The sequence below is a fragment of the Weizmannia acidilactici genome (assembly GCF_008974185.1).
GTDB lineage: Bacteria > Bacillota > Bacilli > Bacillales > Bacillaceae_C > Weizmannia > Weizmannia acidilactici.
The window spans coordinates 26,633-41,878 of sequence record NZ_BKZP01000017.1 but is presented as its reverse complement, the minus strand read 5'-3'; the positions used below and the strand labels follow the sequence as shown (position 1 = coordinate 41,878).

At 45.4% G+C, this 15,246-nt stretch carries 14 protein-coding genes and 2 tRNA genes; all 16 read right to left on the bottom strand.

Features of this window, described 5'->3' with window-relative positions:
• Position 1: 1 nt before the first annotated feature.
• The 16 genes from BpJC4_RS08985 to BpJC4_RS08910 all read right to left on the bottom strand — a co-directional run bounded on the left by BpJC4_RS08985 (position 2) and on the right by BpJC4_RS08910 (position 15,236).
• Entirely contained in the window at positions 2-781 is a 780-nt protein-coding gene (locus BpJC4_RS08985; RefSeq protein ID WP_151697794.1) for a two-component system regulatory protein YycI, read from the bottom strand.
• The gene (locus tag BpJC4_RS08980; RefSeq protein WP_151681227.1) at positions 768-2,057 is read right to left on the bottom strand and encodes a YycH family regulatory protein; all 1,290 of its coding nucleotides are present in this window, start codon (positions 2,055-2,057) and stop codon (positions 768-770) included. The genes BpJC4_RS08985 and BpJC4_RS08980 overlap by 14 nt, the downstream gene beginning before the upstream one ends.
• Positions 2,054-3,874 carry a cell wall metabolism sensor histidine kinase WalK gene (gene walK, locus BpJC4_RS08975; RefSeq protein ID WP_151697793.1) on the bottom strand — a complete coding sequence of 607 codons (1,821 nt, stop codon included), beginning with the start codon at positions 3,872-3,874 and terminating at the stop codon, positions 2,054-2,056. Before walK ends, BpJC4_RS08980 begins: the two co-directional genes overlap by 4 nt.
• Before the next feature lie 4 nt (positions 3,875-3,878).
• The gene (gene yycF / locus BpJC4_RS08970; RefSeq protein ID WP_151681229.1) at positions 3,879-4,589 is read right to left on the bottom strand and encodes a response regulator YycF; all 711 of its coding nucleotides are present in this window, start codon (positions 4,587-4,589) and stop codon (positions 3,879-3,881) included.
• Positions 4,590-5,077: 488 nt separating this feature from the next.
• Positions 5,078-5,150, bottom strand: a tRNA-Phe gene (locus BpJC4_RS08965).
• Positions 5,151-5,180: 30 nt separating this feature from the next.
• Positions 5,181-5,256, bottom strand: a tRNA-Asp gene (locus BpJC4_RS08960).
• 234 nt (positions 5,257-5,490) lie between these two features.
• Positions 5,491-6,780, bottom strand: coding sequence for an adenylosuccinate synthase (locus BpJC4_RS08955; RefSeq protein ID WP_151681230.1), 1,290 nt, complete (start codon positions 6,778-6,780; stop codon positions 5,491-5,493).
• Positions 6,781-6,963: 183 nt separating this feature from the next.
• Positions 6,964-8,319, bottom strand: coding sequence for a replicative DNA helicase (gene dnaB / locus BpJC4_RS08950; protein ID WP_151681231.1), 1,356 nt, complete (start codon positions 8,317-8,319; stop codon positions 6,964-6,966).
• 234 nt (positions 8,320-8,553) lie between these two features.
• A complete protein-coding gene (gene rplI / locus BpJC4_RS08945) occupies positions 8,554-8,997 on the bottom strand; it encodes a 50S ribosomal protein L9 (RefSeq protein ID WP_151681232.1) in 444 nt (147 codons plus the stop codon).
• Positions 8,994-10,967, bottom strand: coding sequence for a DHH family phosphoesterase (locus tag BpJC4_RS08940; protein ID WP_151697792.1), 1,974 nt, complete (start codon positions 10,965-10,967; stop codon positions 8,994-8,996). Before BpJC4_RS08940 ends, rplI begins: the two co-directional genes overlap by 4 nt.
• A gap of 55 nt (positions 10,968-11,022) precedes the next feature.
• Positions 11,023-11,970, bottom strand: coding sequence for a YybS family protein (locus tag BpJC4_RS08935; RefSeq protein ID WP_253718611.1), 948 nt, complete (start codon positions 11,968-11,970; stop codon positions 11,023-11,025).
• A 144-nt stretch (positions 11,971-12,114) separates the two neighbouring features.
• Positions 12,115-12,354: a 30S ribosomal protein S18 gene (gene rpsR, locus BpJC4_RS08930; protein ID WP_151681235.1), complete on the bottom strand. Its 240-nt coding sequence runs from the start codon at positions 12,352-12,354 to the stop codon at positions 12,115-12,117.
• A 48-nt stretch (positions 12,355-12,402) separates the two neighbouring features.
• Positions 12,403-12,897 carry a single-stranded DNA-binding protein gene (ssb, locus tag BpJC4_RS08925; RefSeq protein WP_151681236.1) on the bottom strand — a complete coding sequence of 165 codons (495 nt, stop codon included), beginning with the start codon at positions 12,895-12,897 and terminating at the stop codon, positions 12,403-12,405.
• A gap of 62 nt (positions 12,898-12,959) precedes the next feature.
• Positions 12,960-13,247, bottom strand: a complete 288-nt coding sequence (gene rpsF / locus BpJC4_RS08920) for a 30S ribosomal protein S6 (protein WP_151681237.1) — start codon at positions 13,245-13,247, stop codon at positions 12,960-12,962.
• A 312-nt stretch (positions 13,248-13,559) separates the two neighbouring features.
• Positions 13,560-14,030, bottom strand: coding sequence for a 6,7-dimethyl-8-ribityllumazine synthase (gene ribH / locus BpJC4_RS08915; RefSeq protein ID WP_151681500.1), 471 nt, complete (start codon positions 14,028-14,030; stop codon positions 13,560-13,562).
• Positions 14,031-14,042: 12 nt separating this feature from the next.
• Positions 14,043-15,236 carry a bifunctional 3,4-dihydroxy-2-butanone-4-phosphate synthase/GTP cyclohydrolase II gene (locus BpJC4_RS08910; RefSeq protein ID WP_151681501.1) on the bottom strand — a complete coding sequence of 398 codons (1,194 nt, stop codon included), beginning with the start codon at positions 15,234-15,236 and terminating at the stop codon, positions 14,043-14,045.
• Between the last annotated feature and the right edge of the window lie 10 nt (positions 15,237-15,246).

Here is a 15,246-nt window from a genome sequence, read left to right as displayed (position 1 = left end):
ATTATTGATCATTCTCCAGCTGATTGACTTGTCCTTCAAAGGCATTGACAAACAGGTGCTCGGTTTCATTATCATGCTCTACAGTAAAATGCCATGTCGGCACCAGTACCTGCAGCTCGGGCACCCTTGTATAGTATCCGAGTTCCGCTTTCGTTACTTTGCTGTTCGGCTTCAGCATGCCTTTCTTGTACAGGGCTTCAAGTGCCTTTATCGCCGACAAAGTTTCTTCTTCTTCCCGATATTTTTTTATATTGGTTAAATACGTCTGGTCATAAGACACGATTTCATTCTGATCATCCAAATATACCGTCAATTGTGCGCTTTTATTGTTAAAAATCATTTTGCCGTTATACGTTTCATAAAAGACAGCCTGGTTCAGGTCTTGATCGTAATTCCAAAGTTTATAGCGGCTGCCGTAAAGCATATTTTCCTGCACAACCGCCTCCAATTGGTTCGCCTCCACTTTTTTTCCGAGCTTCACCGGTTTGTCAAAAGCAGCACTGATTTTATTCCGGCTGACAATTTTCGCCTGTTGGTTCTTCAATTTTTTAATGTCTTTCGTAGTAAAAACTTTTTCTTCGGCGCTGATATAAGGCCGCTTTTCTTTTCCTTTCGGCAGATCGACATATGTAATATTGGCAGCTTTCAAGCTTTGTTCACCGGTTGGGTCGATGACTTCCAACTGGTTTTTCACGTGTTTTTGATACAACTGGTAGGAAAGAAATAGATCGAGGATCAGGAAAACAAGGATAAAAATTGTTTTCGTCTTACTCCAATCCATCTTCATCCCCCCCTACCATTCTCCAAGTCCCATTATAGCAATAATACCAGGCAGGTTTTAATGAAACGATCCCTTCATTCCCCTCTTCTTTGATAAGACGGTAGCCGGCAGCAATATCCGTCACTTTATCCATTTGAATGGAAGGGTCTTTCTGTAATTGGGCGATCACATTCCTGGCCGAAGCAAGCTGGACAGCAGCGGATTTAATCGGCAGATTCAGCGATAGGGCGTAATATGGACGGACATATTTATAAATTTCATTTTTTCCCTGATATTCCTGGATCTCCGCCATGCCGTCATTGTTAAAAACGGGATACCCGTCTTTAAAGAGACGGAAAACGACTTTATTTTCCTTCTCGTTCATTTCGAAATATTGATATTGGTCCGTCCATCCGCTGTGCTGGTTGATAAAATCAATTGCCCGCGTTAAAAGATGGTTCGGATCCATACTGTACCCGATATTTTCCCCGGGGTTCACGTATGTTAAGACTTTATTCGATTCATCCGTCCTCAAAAGGCTGATCCCATTCGTATATTCACCCGCCACTCTTTTCACAAAATTCGGGTCCACAAACAGCGCTTTTTTAAATTTATCAATATCTATTTCCGTTGTTGCGTATTTATATTGGTTCATCACCGGGTTTCCGGCAGGCAAATACACTTTTCTCGAACCGGACAGGGAAAATTCTTCATAAGGCTTGTACAAATCATGATTCTCATTTAATTTGGCGATAAAAACTTGGATCGCTTTTTGGTCCGTACTGGCCTCATACACCTTATTCGATACCAGAGAAATAAAGTAAACATGGTTTAAATTTTTTGTTCCCTTGTTCAGTTCCACGACAATATGGTCAAAATTGCCATTCGGTATTTTTTTGTTGGCAAAATTCAACACGTTTTGGTACACGCTGAACGGGACGGGATTCGGAAAATCCAGTTCAATCCTGTTTTTGCCGGACATTAAGCCGTAAAGATCTTTTTTCGGCAGGAGGCGTGAACTGCTCATATCGAAAGTCCAGGTTTTGAGCAGATTCATGACCCGTGAAATCTCGCCGTCATGGACTGTCCCGGTTGTCAGGCTATTTTCATGGTAGAGGATCTTCACGGGGAGGACGACATCGGATACCTTTTTTTCTTTGGCAATCGCGATATTGTCCAAGTCCTTTAAATTCAGCCAATCATAATTCGGCTGATTGTTCCAAATCATCCACGTTAAAAAAACACTGAAGAGCACGAGCAACGTCAATATGAAGGTTTTTGCTTTTTCAAGATTCATAGCCACTCATCCTCTTGCGCAGGTTCATAAGGAAGGGTAAAGTAAATGGTTGTGCCTTTCCCTTCTTTGCTGCTTGCCCAAATGTTTCCCCCGTGCATTTTCACCATTTCTTTGGCGATCGCAAGCCCGAGCCCCGTTCCCCCAAGCTTGCGGCTGCGTGCTTTATCAACACGGTAAAAGCGTTCGAAGATTTTCTTCAAGTTTTCTTTCGGTATGCCTACACCCTGGTCGGAAATGCTGACTTCTATTTTTTCATTCAGCTCTTTTACCTTAAACGTAATTTGGCCGCCTTCAGGTGAATATTTCAATGCATTGGAAATGATGTTATACAAAACCTGCGTCATTTTATCTTCATCGATTTCCACAAAAATTTCCGCTTTCGGCAGTTTGCGTTTAAATGTGACGTTCTGCTGTTTTGCCATTTCAAACCGGTCGATAATATGGTGGAAAAATTCCACAAAATTGACCCATTCTTTATTTAAATGTTCGTCTTTGCTGTCCATTTTTGACAGTTTCAGTAAGTCGTTCACAAGCCGGATCATCCGCTCTGTCTCATTTTGCGTGACACTTAAAAACTGGGGTGCAATTTTTTCATCCTTCCAGGCCCCGTCCGCCAAAGCTTCCAAATAGCTTCTCATCGTCGTCAGCGGCGTCCTTAATTCATGCGAAACATTGGCCACAAATTCGCGTCGTTCCATGTCGATTTTCTCCTGTTCGGTTACATCGTGCAGAACCGTGATCAGACCGCTGACAAAACCGGCTTCATTTTGGATCACCGAAAAGTTTGCGCGCAAAATATACGGCTCTTCATCCGTACTGAAATCGAGAATCAAGGAATCATGCTCCGTTAATAAATCCTCAAACCGGTGTTCTTTTTCTATTTTCAACACGGAAATGAGCGGCTGGGAAAGCACCGTTTCACGTGAAACATCCAGCATCTCAGCAGCCGCCTCATTGATTAAAATGATCCGCCCTCTCCGGTCAGTCGCAATCACGCCGTCCGTCATGTGGGTGAGGATGGAATCAAGTTTTCTTCTTTCACCTTCTGTGCTCGCCTGGGCTTCCTGCAGCTTTTTCGTCATGTGGTTAAACGAATAGGCCAGTTGCCCGATTTCATCATTCCCTTTTACTTTAACTTTCCGGGCAAAATTCCCCCGCGCCATCGCCATTGCCTGCTTGCGGATATCACTAAGCGGCCTTGAAATGGTACGCGCAATAATAATCCCAAGAACTGCTGTAATCAGCATTGCAATTGCAGTCCCCGTCATAAAAATCTGGTTGATCGCCTGTACTTGGCGGTAGACCGTTTCAATTTTGGAGACAAGGTAAATAAACCCAATCACCTCACCGTTTGATTTAATCGGGGAAGCGAGCACCCACATCCTTTCGCCGGTCTGCTTGTCCATATAAATTTGGTCTTCCTGCTGGCCGGTTACACGGGCCCGTTTAACAATGTCCTCCGTTGTTTTTTGGCCGACAATGCTCTGGTTGTTGGAAGAAGTGCCTAAAATCACACCGCTGTGCGCATCAATCAGCCGGATTTCAGAAACATCCGTGCTTTTGAAATCACCCAAAACCTTTCTCACTTCCGAAGTGATGTCCGCGGCCTGGTTTTGCTTTTTCGTCAGCAAATCCTCAATACTGTATTCGAGCACATTGACCTGATCGTATATGGACTTTTTGAAGTTTGTTTCGAGCTGGTTTTCCAGCTTATTGATAAAATAGACACCGATGATCTCCATTGCCACAATAATCAGCAGCATATAAATCAAGACAAACTTAAAGTGGATAGATTGAAAAAATTTGACTTTCCTCATTTACTTACTCCTGTTCAGGGTTACGTAAATAATAGCCTACACCCCGCCTTGTTACAATCCATTCGGGGTGGCTCGGGTTATCCTCCACTTTTTCGCGGAGCCGCCTTACTGTTACGTCCACTGTACGGACATCGCCGTAATAATCATAGCCCCATACCGTTTCAAGTAGATGCTCGCGCGTCATAACCTGCCCGATATGTTTTGCCAAATAGTGGAGCAGTTCAAACTCGCGGTGCGTCAATTCAATGGTTTCCCCGCGCTTTGAGACAACATAAGCATCCGGTTGAATAACGAGCGAACCGACTGTAATTTCATTCGATTCCTCTTCTTCAGCCGGGGACTGCGGGGACTGCTGGTGCCGGCGCAAATTGGCTTTCACGCGTGCAATCAATTCGCGGGTGCTAAAAGGCTTCGTGACATAATCATCCGCGCCGAGCTCCAGGCCGAGCACTTTATCAATTTCCGAGTCTTTCGCCGTTACCATAATAATCGGCATTTCGTATTTCTTCCTGACTTCCCGGCAAACTTCCATACCGTCCCGCTTCGGAAGCATAATATCCAGCACGATTAAATCCGGCTGCACTTCTTCAACCTTTTCCAATGCTTCATCGCCATCATAGGCACAGTAAACCGTATAGCCTTCTTTCGTTAAATTGAACTGTAAAATATCCGCAATCGGCTTTTCATCATCAACGACCAAGATTTTTTTATCCATCGTCCTTACTCCTTTATGAAAATAACGTCGTTTCTCAGTAAGAAAAGAAAATATCTATCTACAATTGTCTATCATCTTTATGTTAAAAAATTACAATATCGTATGGCCACTCTGCCCGCGGCCATGTGAAGCGCGGGCTAACAGGAATGCCTCTAGACTTTCTAGAGGCATCAATGCTCTATATAAAAAATATTCATATCATAAACAGGACGGCTGTTTAAGCCATACTATTACAATTTTAACGTACTTCCACAAAAATTGTCCAATCGTATTGAAACTGCGCTGCATGGAAATCTTTAACAAAAGCGCCTGTAAATGCCCTTTGTCCTTTACTTTTGGATCGGATTGCAGACTTACCGCGCATTTAAAATAAGGAAAGCACCCGATACGGGCCGCATAAAAATGAAATTCATCGCCGCCAAACAGACGCCTATTCATTAAAAAAAGCACTACGAGAGTCTAAAGTCATCGCAGTGCTTTTTAGTAAATGGCTCGGGACGGAATCGAACCGCCGACACAAGGATTTTCAGTCCTTTGCTCTACCGACTGAGCTACCGAGCCGAAAACCGTGATCGATATGTAATGAAAAAATGGCGGTCCCGACGGGAATCGAACCCGCGATCTCCTGCGTGACAGGCAGGCGTGATAACCGCTACACTACGGGACCATTGATGTTTTTTTGTAACAACAAATGTAATATTACCATAACTTTATTTTACATTGCAACATATTTCTACAAATTTTTTAGATAAATGTAATTTAAATGCAACCAAACATTCACACCAATCTGTTCATCACCGATCAAAAAAGTGCTGCCGGTCCTAGCAGCACTTTTTGATTACCCACAATATTTAGTATGTGAAAGCTCCGATCCGCGGAGCTCCAAAAACAACGCCTTTCATTAAACGCGCCAAACACTTTGTACAACAATCGTTTGCAGGCGGTCCGGGCCGACTGAAAATATGGAGAGTGGAACACCAGTCAGCTGGGAAATGCGCTCCAGGTAGTGGCGGGCATTTTCAGGCAGTTCGTCCAGTGAACGGCAGCCGGTGATATCTTCCGTCCAACCTGGCAGTTCTTCGTAAACCGGTTCGCATTCGGACAGCACTTTTAAGCTTGCCGGGAACTCTTCAAGGATTTCCCCTTTATAACGGTAGGCGACACAAATTTTCAATGTTTCAATACCTGTCAGTACGTCGAGCAGGTTCACGGATAAGTCTGTCAGGCCGCTAACCCTTCTCGCATGGCGGACAACGACGCTGTCGAACCAGCCGACCCTGCGTGCTCTTCCGGTTGTGGTGCCGTATTCATGGCCGACCTCCCGGATCCTGTCCCCGGTCGCATCGAGCAGCTCTGTCGGGAATGGACCGTCTCCGACCCGGGTCGTATATGCTTTTGCAATCCCGACAACATGGTTGATTTTAGACGGGCCAACGCCGGAACCGATCGTCACCCCGCCGGCAATCGGATTGGAAGACGTTACAAACGGATAAGTCCCCTGGTCAATGTCGAGCATAACCCCCTGGGCGCCTTCAAAAAGCACACGTTTGCCGTCATCCAGGGCATCATTTAAGACTACGGATGTATCGCAGACATATTGTTTAAAATGCTGCCCATATTCGTAATAAGGCTCCAAAATTTCTTCCAAAGTGAAGCCTTCCGTTTCATAAATTTTTTCAAACAACCGGTTTTTTTCCTCCAGATTGCGGATTAATTTTTCTTTGAATTCATCGTAATCGAGCAAATCGGCAATCCGGATGCCGACCCTTGCCGCTTTATCCATATAAGCCGGACCAATCCCTTTTTTCGTTGTGCCGATTTTATTGCTGCCTTTCCGTTCTTCTTCGAGGCCGTCCAATTTGATATGGTACGGAAGAATCACATGCGCACGGTTGCTGATGCGCAGGTTATCCGTGGAAATCCCCTTCTCATGGAGATAATCAAGCTCTTCTACAAGCGCTTTCGGATCCACCACCACGCCGTTTCCGATTACACAAATTTTATCTTTATAAAAAATCCCGGACGGAATCAAATGTAATTTATACGTTTCGCCATTGAAATGGATCGTATGCCCCGCGTTATTTCCGCCTTGGTAACGGGAAACAACTTCCGCATTTTCGGAGAGAAAGTCGGTAATTTTCCCTTTTCCTTCGTCTCCCCATTGTGTTCCTACCACGACAACTGACGACATTGTGTGCACCTCCGCATTTTTTGCAAATTATGCTTTTCATCCACCATTTTACCAGTTTCATTATACATCAGTCAACGAAAACCCGAACATTTATATATTTTATCGTTATTTTTATTCGTAAAATTATCCTATTCGGCAAATAAAAAGGAGCCCGTCCACGGTTCGGGCTGCCTTGCCTAATAACTATGCCGGGACAGGGGCATCATCATATCTTCTCTCTAAATTTACAAATTTATTATATTCTTTGACGAAAGCGAGCTGGACAGTGCCGACCGGGCCGTTCCGCTGCTTAGCGATAATAATTTCAATGATATTTTTATTCTCGGTATCCTGCTCATAGTAGTCTTCCCGGTAAAGAAAGGCAACAATATCGGCGTCCTGCTCGATGCTCCCCGATTCGCGGATGTCGCTCATCATCGGGCGCTTATCCTGGCGCTGCTCCACGCTCCGGGAAAGCTGGGAAAGCGCAATGACCGGCACTTCAAGTTCCCGTGCCAAAGCTTTCAGCGATCTGGAAATCTCAGAAACTTCCTGCTGCCGGTTTTCACGGGAACGGGCACTGCCCTGGATCAGCTGCAAATAGTCAATGACCACCATGCCAAGCCCGTGCTCCTGTTTCAGCCGCCGGCATTTTGAGCGGATTTCGCTCACCCTCACACCCGGCGTATCGTCAATATAAATGCCGGAATTGGAGAGGCTTCCCATTGCCATCGTCAGTTTCCGCCAGTCTTCATCCGTCAGTGCACCGGTCCGGAGGCGCTGCGCATCGATATTTCCTTCCGCGCAAAGCATCCGCATCACAAGCTGTTCCGCACCCATTTCAAGGCTGAAAATCGCAACATTTTCCCCTGTCTTCGTTCCGACATTTTGCGCAATATTTAGCGCAAATGCCGTTTTCCCGACAGACGGGCGCGCCGCCACGATAATCAGGTCATTCCGCTGGAAACCGGCCGTCATCCGGTCAAGCTCGTAAAATCCAGTCGGGATACCAGTGACATCGCCTTTCCGGTTATGGAGCATTTCAATATTGTCATACGTGCTCACTAGTACATCTTTAATATGTTTAAAATCGCCGGCGTTTTTGTGCTGGGCGACTTCCATAATGCTGCGTTCGGCTTCATCGAGCAGTTCATCGACATTATCTTCCCGCGTATAGCCTTCCTGGGCGATATTCGTTGCCGTCCGGATCAACCGCCGCAGCAAAGATTTCTCGGCAACAATCCGGGCATAATAGGCGATATTGGCTGCGGTCGGGACACTTGTCGCCAGTTCGCTCAAGTACGACAGACCGCCCACATCTTCCAGCTGCTGGGTGGCGGATAATTCTTCCGCGACCGTCACAAGATCGACAGCCTTCCCGGCATCATTCAGCTTCACAAAAACCTGGAATATTTTTTGGTGGGCGTTCCGGTAAAAATCTTCCGCCGTCAAAATTTCCGAAGCCGTAATAAATGCAGAAGGCTCCAAAAATATGGCACCGAGCACCGCTTGTTCTGCCTCTATATTTTGGGGAGGAATGCGATCTGCCAACTCATTCATTTTGAACCCTCCATTTTAACGAATATATATCCGGGCCCCTGCTGTAAATACAAGGGTTCCGGAGAGGCGATGGCAGTTTAGCCGGCTTAACGTCCTGATGAAAAACCCTTTAGGGGAATTGGGTTTTCCCTTCCAAATAGAAAAAATGTGATCGCGACAAAATGACCACATTTTTCTGCACATAAATCTATTGTAACACGCGGACGGACAAAAAGAAGCTGGTAAAATACGTTTCTATTCGGAGACATGGACATTGAGCGTTGCGGTTACGTCATGATGCAGTTTTACCGGAACTTTCGTATAGCCCAATGTGCGGATCGCTTCCGGCAATTCTATTTTCCTTTTGTCAATTTTAATGCCAAAACTCATCTTTAACTGTTCGGCAATTTGTTTGCTTGTAACAGAACCGAACAGGCGCCCGTCCTTGCCCGATTTTGCCTTTAGTTCAACGGTCAGGTTTTCAAGCTTTTCTTTTAGTTTTTTTGCTTCTTCCAGTTCCTGCTGTGCAAGCTTTTCTTCTTTCCGTTTGTGTGCTTCCATATTTTTTAAGTTGGCCGGTGTCGCTTCAATTGCTGCCCCGGTTTTAAACAAATAATTATGGGCGTAACCGTCTGCAACATTTTTGATGTCGCCTTTTTTTCCTTTGCCTTTTACATCTTTCAGGAAAATGACTTTCATGACTGATGGCTCCCTTCCATATACTCTTCGATCACTTGGATCAGTTGTTTTTCCGCCTCGGCGACAGTAATATTTTTTAATTGTGTTGCCGCATTGGAAAGATGTCCGCCGCCGTTCATGGCTTCCATGATCACCTGCACATTGACATTTCCGAGTGACCTTGCGCTGATCCCGACTTCATCCTCGCTGCGCCGGCCAATAACAAAGGACGCATCGACCCCATTCATCGTTAAAATTGTGTCGGCAGCCTGCGCCATCAAAACCGGCGAATAAATGGCATCTTCTTTTCCTTTTGCAATGGCAATGCCGTTCAGCGGAAATCTCACCGTTTCGACAAGCCTTGAACGCTGGATATACGAATGCAGATCCTCTTTTAAAAATCTTTGTACAAGGACAGTGTCGGCGCCTTGTGCGCGCAGGTACGATGCCGCATCAAACGTCCTCGATCCCGTCCGCAGTGTAAAACTTTTAGTATCCACTATTATACCAGCAAGAAGGGCAGTTGCTTCAAGCATATTGATTTTTCCATTTTTCGGCTGGTACTCCATTAATTCCGTTACGAGCTCGGACGTGGAAGAAGCATACGGTTCCATGTAGACAAGCAGCGGATTTTTGATAAAATCTTCCCCGCGGCGATGGTGGTCAATGACAACGACATTTTCAATCCGCCTGACAAGTCTTTCGTCTATGACGAGTGAAGGCTTATGCGTATCCACCACGACAAGCAGCGTATCGTCGGTCGCCATTTCAAGCGCTTCTTCCGGTGTAATGAAACGCGCATACAGCTCCGGGTATTGTTTGATTTCATCGAGAAGCCGCTTGACGCTAGTATCGATTTCATTCAGATTTAAAATGATATAGCCTTCTTTTTGGTTGATTTCAGCGACTTTGCGGATGCCGATCGCTGCGCCAACAGCATCCATATCCGGAAATTTATGGCCCATGATCATTACCTTATCTCTCTCCATCATAAGCTCCCTTAATGCATGGGAAATGACGCGGGCCCTGACCCTTGTCCGTTTTTCGACCGGATTCGTTTTACCGCCGTAAAATTTTACTTTTCCGTTCGCCTGTTTAATGGCAACCTGGTCTCCGCCGCGCCCGAGTGCAATATCAAGACTTGATTGCGCCAATTCCCCAAGTTCTGGCAGGGAAGGGACCCCTGCGCCCACCCCGATGCTCAGCGTCAGCGCAACATTTTGTTTGGAAGTTGCTTCCCGTACTTCATCCAAAATCGCAAATTTATTATTTTCCAGTTCATGCAAAATCCGTTCATTGAAAACAGCGATAAATTTATCGGACGAGATCCGTTTAAAAAACAGACCGAATTCCATCGTCCATTTGTTTAAAATAGAGGTGACAAGGCTGTTCAGGCTGCTGACGGACTGGTCATCCATTCCCTGGGTGACTTCATCGTAGTTGTCCAAATAAATAATCGCAATGACCGTCCGTTCATTTTCATATAATTGTTCCACTTCGGCCTGCTCGGTAATATCAAAAAAGTAAAGCAGGCGCTCTTCCAATTTGAGGACGACACGGTACTTCCTTTCATTTAAGCTGACCGTCTCGGAATGCATTTCCTGCTTAATTAAAGGCACGAGCACTTCCGCGACATCATAAAGGGAACGCCCGACAAGCGTATCTTCATTAAAGCAGGAAGCCATGAACGGGTTCGTCCATTCAATGATGTAATCTTCATTATAAAGCATAATTCCAATCGGCATTTCCATCAGCGCCTCTTCCCCGACACGCTTGACACGGTAGGAGAGGGTAGAGATGTACTGCTCAATTTCCTCATTGGACCTCTGTTCCACGTAGAAGGCATAATAGAATAACGCCCCGAGCACGAGAAGGCCGGCTGCCGTAATCCACCAATAATAAAAGAATATGATGCCGAGCAGAACCAAAGACACCGCAATTAAACCGTATAACGGATAGCGCATTAACCGTTTATTGTAGTAAGAAGGCATATCTTCAGCTCCTATATAGAGAAACTAAGAAAAGGCTTTTTTTTCAATCTATGTATCACCTTTGAATCATCTGCCTGAAATCAAACCCTAAATCCATTATACCGAATATCATGACAAGATAAAGAAGCGGGCTGAACATAAGCGATAAAATCACCGCTAAAGCAAATATGCCTTTTGGCCATTTTTTTGTATAACTGAAAAAGTTCAATAGGGAATATCCCTGCAGCAGGATAAGAATTTGAAATATCAGCATCAAATTAAGGACCGCTTTTGCCAAAAAACTGCTTGTATCCGCGCGCATCAGCAAGTATGCAGCCATGACAATGATGTAATACCATAAAATATTTTTCGGCAGGCGCAATTCGCGAAAAGGGTTCCATTTCGGTGCAGGAACACCAAAGCGTTTGGCAATCGGAAAATTGATTGCCACCAAGATCAAAACCATGATAAAGGCGGACAGCAAAAGAAAGCTCGGCAAGTAAACCGTATAAACCAAACTTACGGAATCGGCCATTTGCGCGAATCTTTCCTTATAAGCAGACTCTTGTCCCAATGCCGATAAAATCGCTTTTGATTGTTCGATAGACTGCTGCATCGTCTTTAAGTTTTCCGCGATAATATTCAAGTGAAAAAATTTTAAAGAAAAGAACATGATGGTAATCATACCGGTCAAAAACATCAGGCTGGATGCAACGTATGTAAAAAATTTGGTCTTTTTCAGTTGGATGCAGTATCCCATTACAAAACCGGTGCTTCCGAATAAAACGGCAACAGGCAGCGAAGCCACAGTTCCCATCAATGCAGAAACGAGCAAACACACGGCAGAAAACACAATAATATATTTCAAAGGGTATTTGGAACAAAAAATGATAAAAGGCAACACAAGAAAAATGATAGCGACGAGCCGGATTAACGGGACATAAAGCGCGATCAGCAGGCATACCCCAAAAACCGCTGCAAGCATCGCCCCTTCAGTCAGCATTTTTGTTTTTTTCACATGCATGCTCCCTTCAAAATAACCTGTCATTTCCCCTCATTTTACCATAACCGGCACATGAAACAAAAAGATTATGGAATGAAAAAAGACAACCTTTACAGGATGTCTTTTTTCAACACAAAAGGAAAGAATCCAATTGTTTTATTCATATTATTTGTCATCTGCGACATACGGGAGCAACGCCATTTGGCGCGCACGTTTGATCGCAGTGGTCAATTTGCGCTGGTATTTTGCGCTTGTTCCTGTTACACGGCGAGGTAAAATTTTGCCGCGCTCAGAAATAAACTTTTTCAGCAAATCCACATCTTTATAGTCAATGTGGGTAATATGGTTTGCCGTAAAGTAGCATACTTTACGACGTTTACGTCCGCCTCTGCGTCCACCTGCCATTTTCATGTCCCTCCTTTAATTTGATTTCAGCGGGGGCATAATCCCCTGTTAAAATGGAAGATCATCATCCGAGATGTCAATCGGTTGTCCATCATTTGAAAATGGATCTTCGTCAAACTTTGAATAATTTTGGTTACGTTGATTCTGATTTTGGTTGTAACCGGAAAATGGATTCCCCTGATTATTCCCGTAATCCTGGCTGCTGCTGCGTTCCTGACTAACGCTTCTCGGTTCAAGGAACTGGACGCTGTCTGCCACCACCTCAGTCACATACACGCGCCGGCCATCCTGGGCTTCATAATTGCGTGTCTGGAGGCGGCCGTCAACGCCTGCTAAACTTCCTTTTTTCAAGTAGTTAGCCACATTTTCAGCCTGTTTTCTCCAAACGACACAATTGATAAAATCGGCTTCCCTTTCCCCCTGCTGATTCGTAAACGTCCGGTTCACAGCGAGAGTAAAAGTGGCAACCGCTACTCCGCTCGGCGTATAGCGCAAGTCTGGATCTCTTGTCAGCCTGCCTACGAGGACAACACGGTTCAACATCAGAATCAACCCCTCTCATTATTCAAAGTCCGTTTCACGTGAAACGTGTGTATATTCAAATCTTATTCTTCTTCTCTTACAACAATGTGGCGGATAATATCGCCGTTGATTTTTGCAAGGCGGTCGAATTCCTGGACCGCAGCCGGTTCAGCATTCACGTTGATGATATGGTAGTAACCATCACGGAAGTCCTTAATCTCGTATGCAAAGCGGCGTTTACCCCACTCTTTTGATTCGATGATTTCCGCACCTTGGGATGTTAAAACATTATCAAAACGCTCAACAAGCACTTTTTTCGCCTCATCCTCAATGTTCGGGCGGATAATGTACATAATTTCGTACTTTCTCATCTGTTTGTCACCTCCTTATGGACTATGCGGCCCTTTTTGGAAAAGGGCAAGGAGCAATGGTTCATGCGTTCATTACTCACAAGTCGTAAGTATACCATAATACGCAGGCAAAATCAATGTATGTTTTAAGGCCTGTCCGGCTCTCCGATTGCGCTGACAATTATATTTTAACAAACATATGTTCTTATTCCAAGTAATTTTTTTATTTTTTGGAGATGCTACATTTTATTGTTGACGGCCGCAAAATTCATTCGGCCTGCCCGGGGGCCACGCCCGTCCCTCTTTGCGGCCATCAACATGATGCGCATTTTTTTACGACTCCAACTCCCGGATCACGTTTGCCATTTCAATTGCGCTCACTGCAGCATCCCAGCCTTTGTTCCCTGCTTTCGTGCCGGCCCGCTCAATGGCCTGCTCAATGGTATCGGTCGTCAAGATCCCGAAAATGACAGGGGTTTCAGTGTCCATGCTTGCCCGGGCTACGCCTTTTGCCACCTCCGCGCTCACATATTCAAAATGGGGGGTCGATCCCCGGATCACCGTTCCAAGTGCCAAAACGGCGTTGTATTTTTTCGCCGCCGCCATTTTTTTGGCGATGAGCGGGATTTCAAATGCGCCCGGCACCCAGGCAACATCGATGTCTTCTTCGTCCACGCCGTGCCGGTGCAAAGCATCTTTTGCGCCGCTTAACAACCTGCCTGTAATCAATTCATTGAAACGTGAAATAGCGATCCCGATTTTTAAACCTGTGCCAACAAGATTTCCCTCATAAACTTTTCCCATCTTCATTTCCTCCTATATGTGCAGCAAATGCCCCATTTTTTCCGCTTTCGTCCGCAAATAGGCTTCATTTTCTTTTACAGGTGCCGTTTCGGCCGGTACCCTTTCAACAATTTGAATGCCGTAACGCTTAAGGCAGTCGATTTTATCGGGATTGTTCGTTAAAAGGCGGACCTTTGATATGCCGATATCTCTTAAAATTTGGGCGCTTATGCTGTAGTCGCGCATATCTGCCGGAAACCCGAGCCGATGGTTGGCTTCTACCGTATCAAGACCCTGTTCCTGCAGCTTGTAGGCTTTTAATTTATTGATCAGGCCGATCCCCCGGCCTTCCTGTCTCATATAAACAAGGACACCGCGGCCTTCTTTTTCAATCCGGGATAAGCTTTGGGCAAGCTGCGGGCCGCAATCGCAGCGGTATGACCCGAAACAATCGCCGGTTAAACATTCGGAATGGACTCTTGCCAAAACCGGCTTTTCACCGCTGACTTCCCCTTTAACGAGCGCCACATGTTCTTTTCCTGTCAACAAATCTTTGTAGCCGATCGCCCGAAACGTCCCGAAACGCGTCGGAAGCGTAATTTCCACTTCTTTTCGGATCAGCTTCTCATGTTTTTTCCTGTATTCTATTAACGATTCGATCGTAATCAGTTTTACATCCAGTTTTTTTGCAACTTCCATCAGCTGCGGGAGCCGGGCCATCGTTCCATCTTCATTCATAATTTCGCAAATGACACCAACCGGTTTCATGCCTGCCAGTTTCGCCAGGTCGACTGCCGCTTCTGTATGCCCGGCCCGTTCCAGCACCCCGCCTTTTTTGGCCACCAAAGGGAAAATATGGCCCGGCCGGTGAAAATCTTCTGCCATTGCCCCATCTTTCACCAATTCCCTGATCGTTTTGGCACGTTCAAAAGCGCTGATGCCGGTGCGGGTGGAAGCATGGTCTATGCTGACGGTAAATGCAGTTCTATGGGCATCGGTATTTTCCGCCGTCATCGGTTTCAAACCGAGCTGCCGCGCTTTTTCCGCTGTAATCGGCACACAAATTAACCCGCGGCCCGCTTTTGCCATCAAATTGATCATCTCCGGGGTTGCTTTCTCAGCAAGACCGATAAAATCCCCTTCGTTTTCCCTGTTTTCATCATCAACTGTAATCACGAGTTTCCCGGACTTTAAATCTTCCACTGCTTCTTCAATCGTATGAAACAAATTTTATCAC

Bases quoted from the DNA above. Each gene is read 5' to 3' on its own strand.
- BpJC4_RS08980 (WP_151681227.1), bottom strand. From the start codon at position 2,057: ATGAATCTTGAAAAAGCAAAAACCTTCATATTGACGTTGCTCGTGCTC.
- yycF (WP_151681229.1), bottom strand. From the start codon at position 4,589: ATGGATAAAAAAATCTTGGTCGTTGATGATGAAAAGCCGATTGCGGAT.
- BpJC4_RS08985 (WP_151697794.1), bottom strand. From the start codon at position 781: ATGGATTGGAGTAAGACGAAAACAATTTTTATCCTTGTTTTCCTGATC.
- dnaB (WP_151681231.1), bottom strand. From the start codon at position 8,319: ATGAATGAGTTGGCAGATCGCATTCCTCCCCAAAATATAGAGGCAGAA.
- walK (WP_151697793.1), bottom strand. From the start codon at position 3,874: ATGAGGAAAGTCAAATTTTTTCAATCTATCCACTTTAAGTTTGTCTTG.
- BpJC4_RS08935 (WP_253718611.1), bottom strand. From the start codon at position 11,970: ATGCATGTGAAAAAAACAAAAATGCTGACTGAAGGGGCGATGCTTGCA.
- rplI (WP_151681232.1), bottom strand. From the start codon at position 8,997: ATGAAAGTCATTTTCCTGAAAGATGTAAAAGGCAAAGGAAAAAAAGGC.
- BpJC4_RS08955 (WP_151681230.1), bottom strand. From the start codon at position 6,780: ATGTCGTCAGTTGTCGTGGTAGGAACACAATGGGGAGACGAAGGAAAA.
- BpJC4_RS08940 (WP_151697792.1), bottom strand. From the start codon at position 10,967: ATGCCTTCTTACTACAATAAACGGTTAATGCGCTATCCGTTATACGGT.
- ribH (WP_151681500.1), bottom strand. From the start codon at position 14,030: ATGGGAAAAGTTTATGAGGGAAATCTTGTTGGCACAGGTTTAAAAATC.
- ssb (WP_151681236.1), bottom strand. From the start codon at position 12,897: ATGTTGAACCGTGTTGTCCTCGTAGGCAGGCTGACAAGAGATCCAGAC.
- rpsR (WP_151681235.1), bottom strand. From the start codon at position 12,354: ATGGCAGGTGGACGCAGAGGCGGACGTAAACGTCGTAAAGTATGCTAC.
- rpsF (WP_151681237.1), bottom strand. From the start codon at position 13,247: ATGAGAAAGTACGAAATTATGTACATTATCCGCCCGAACATTGAGGAT.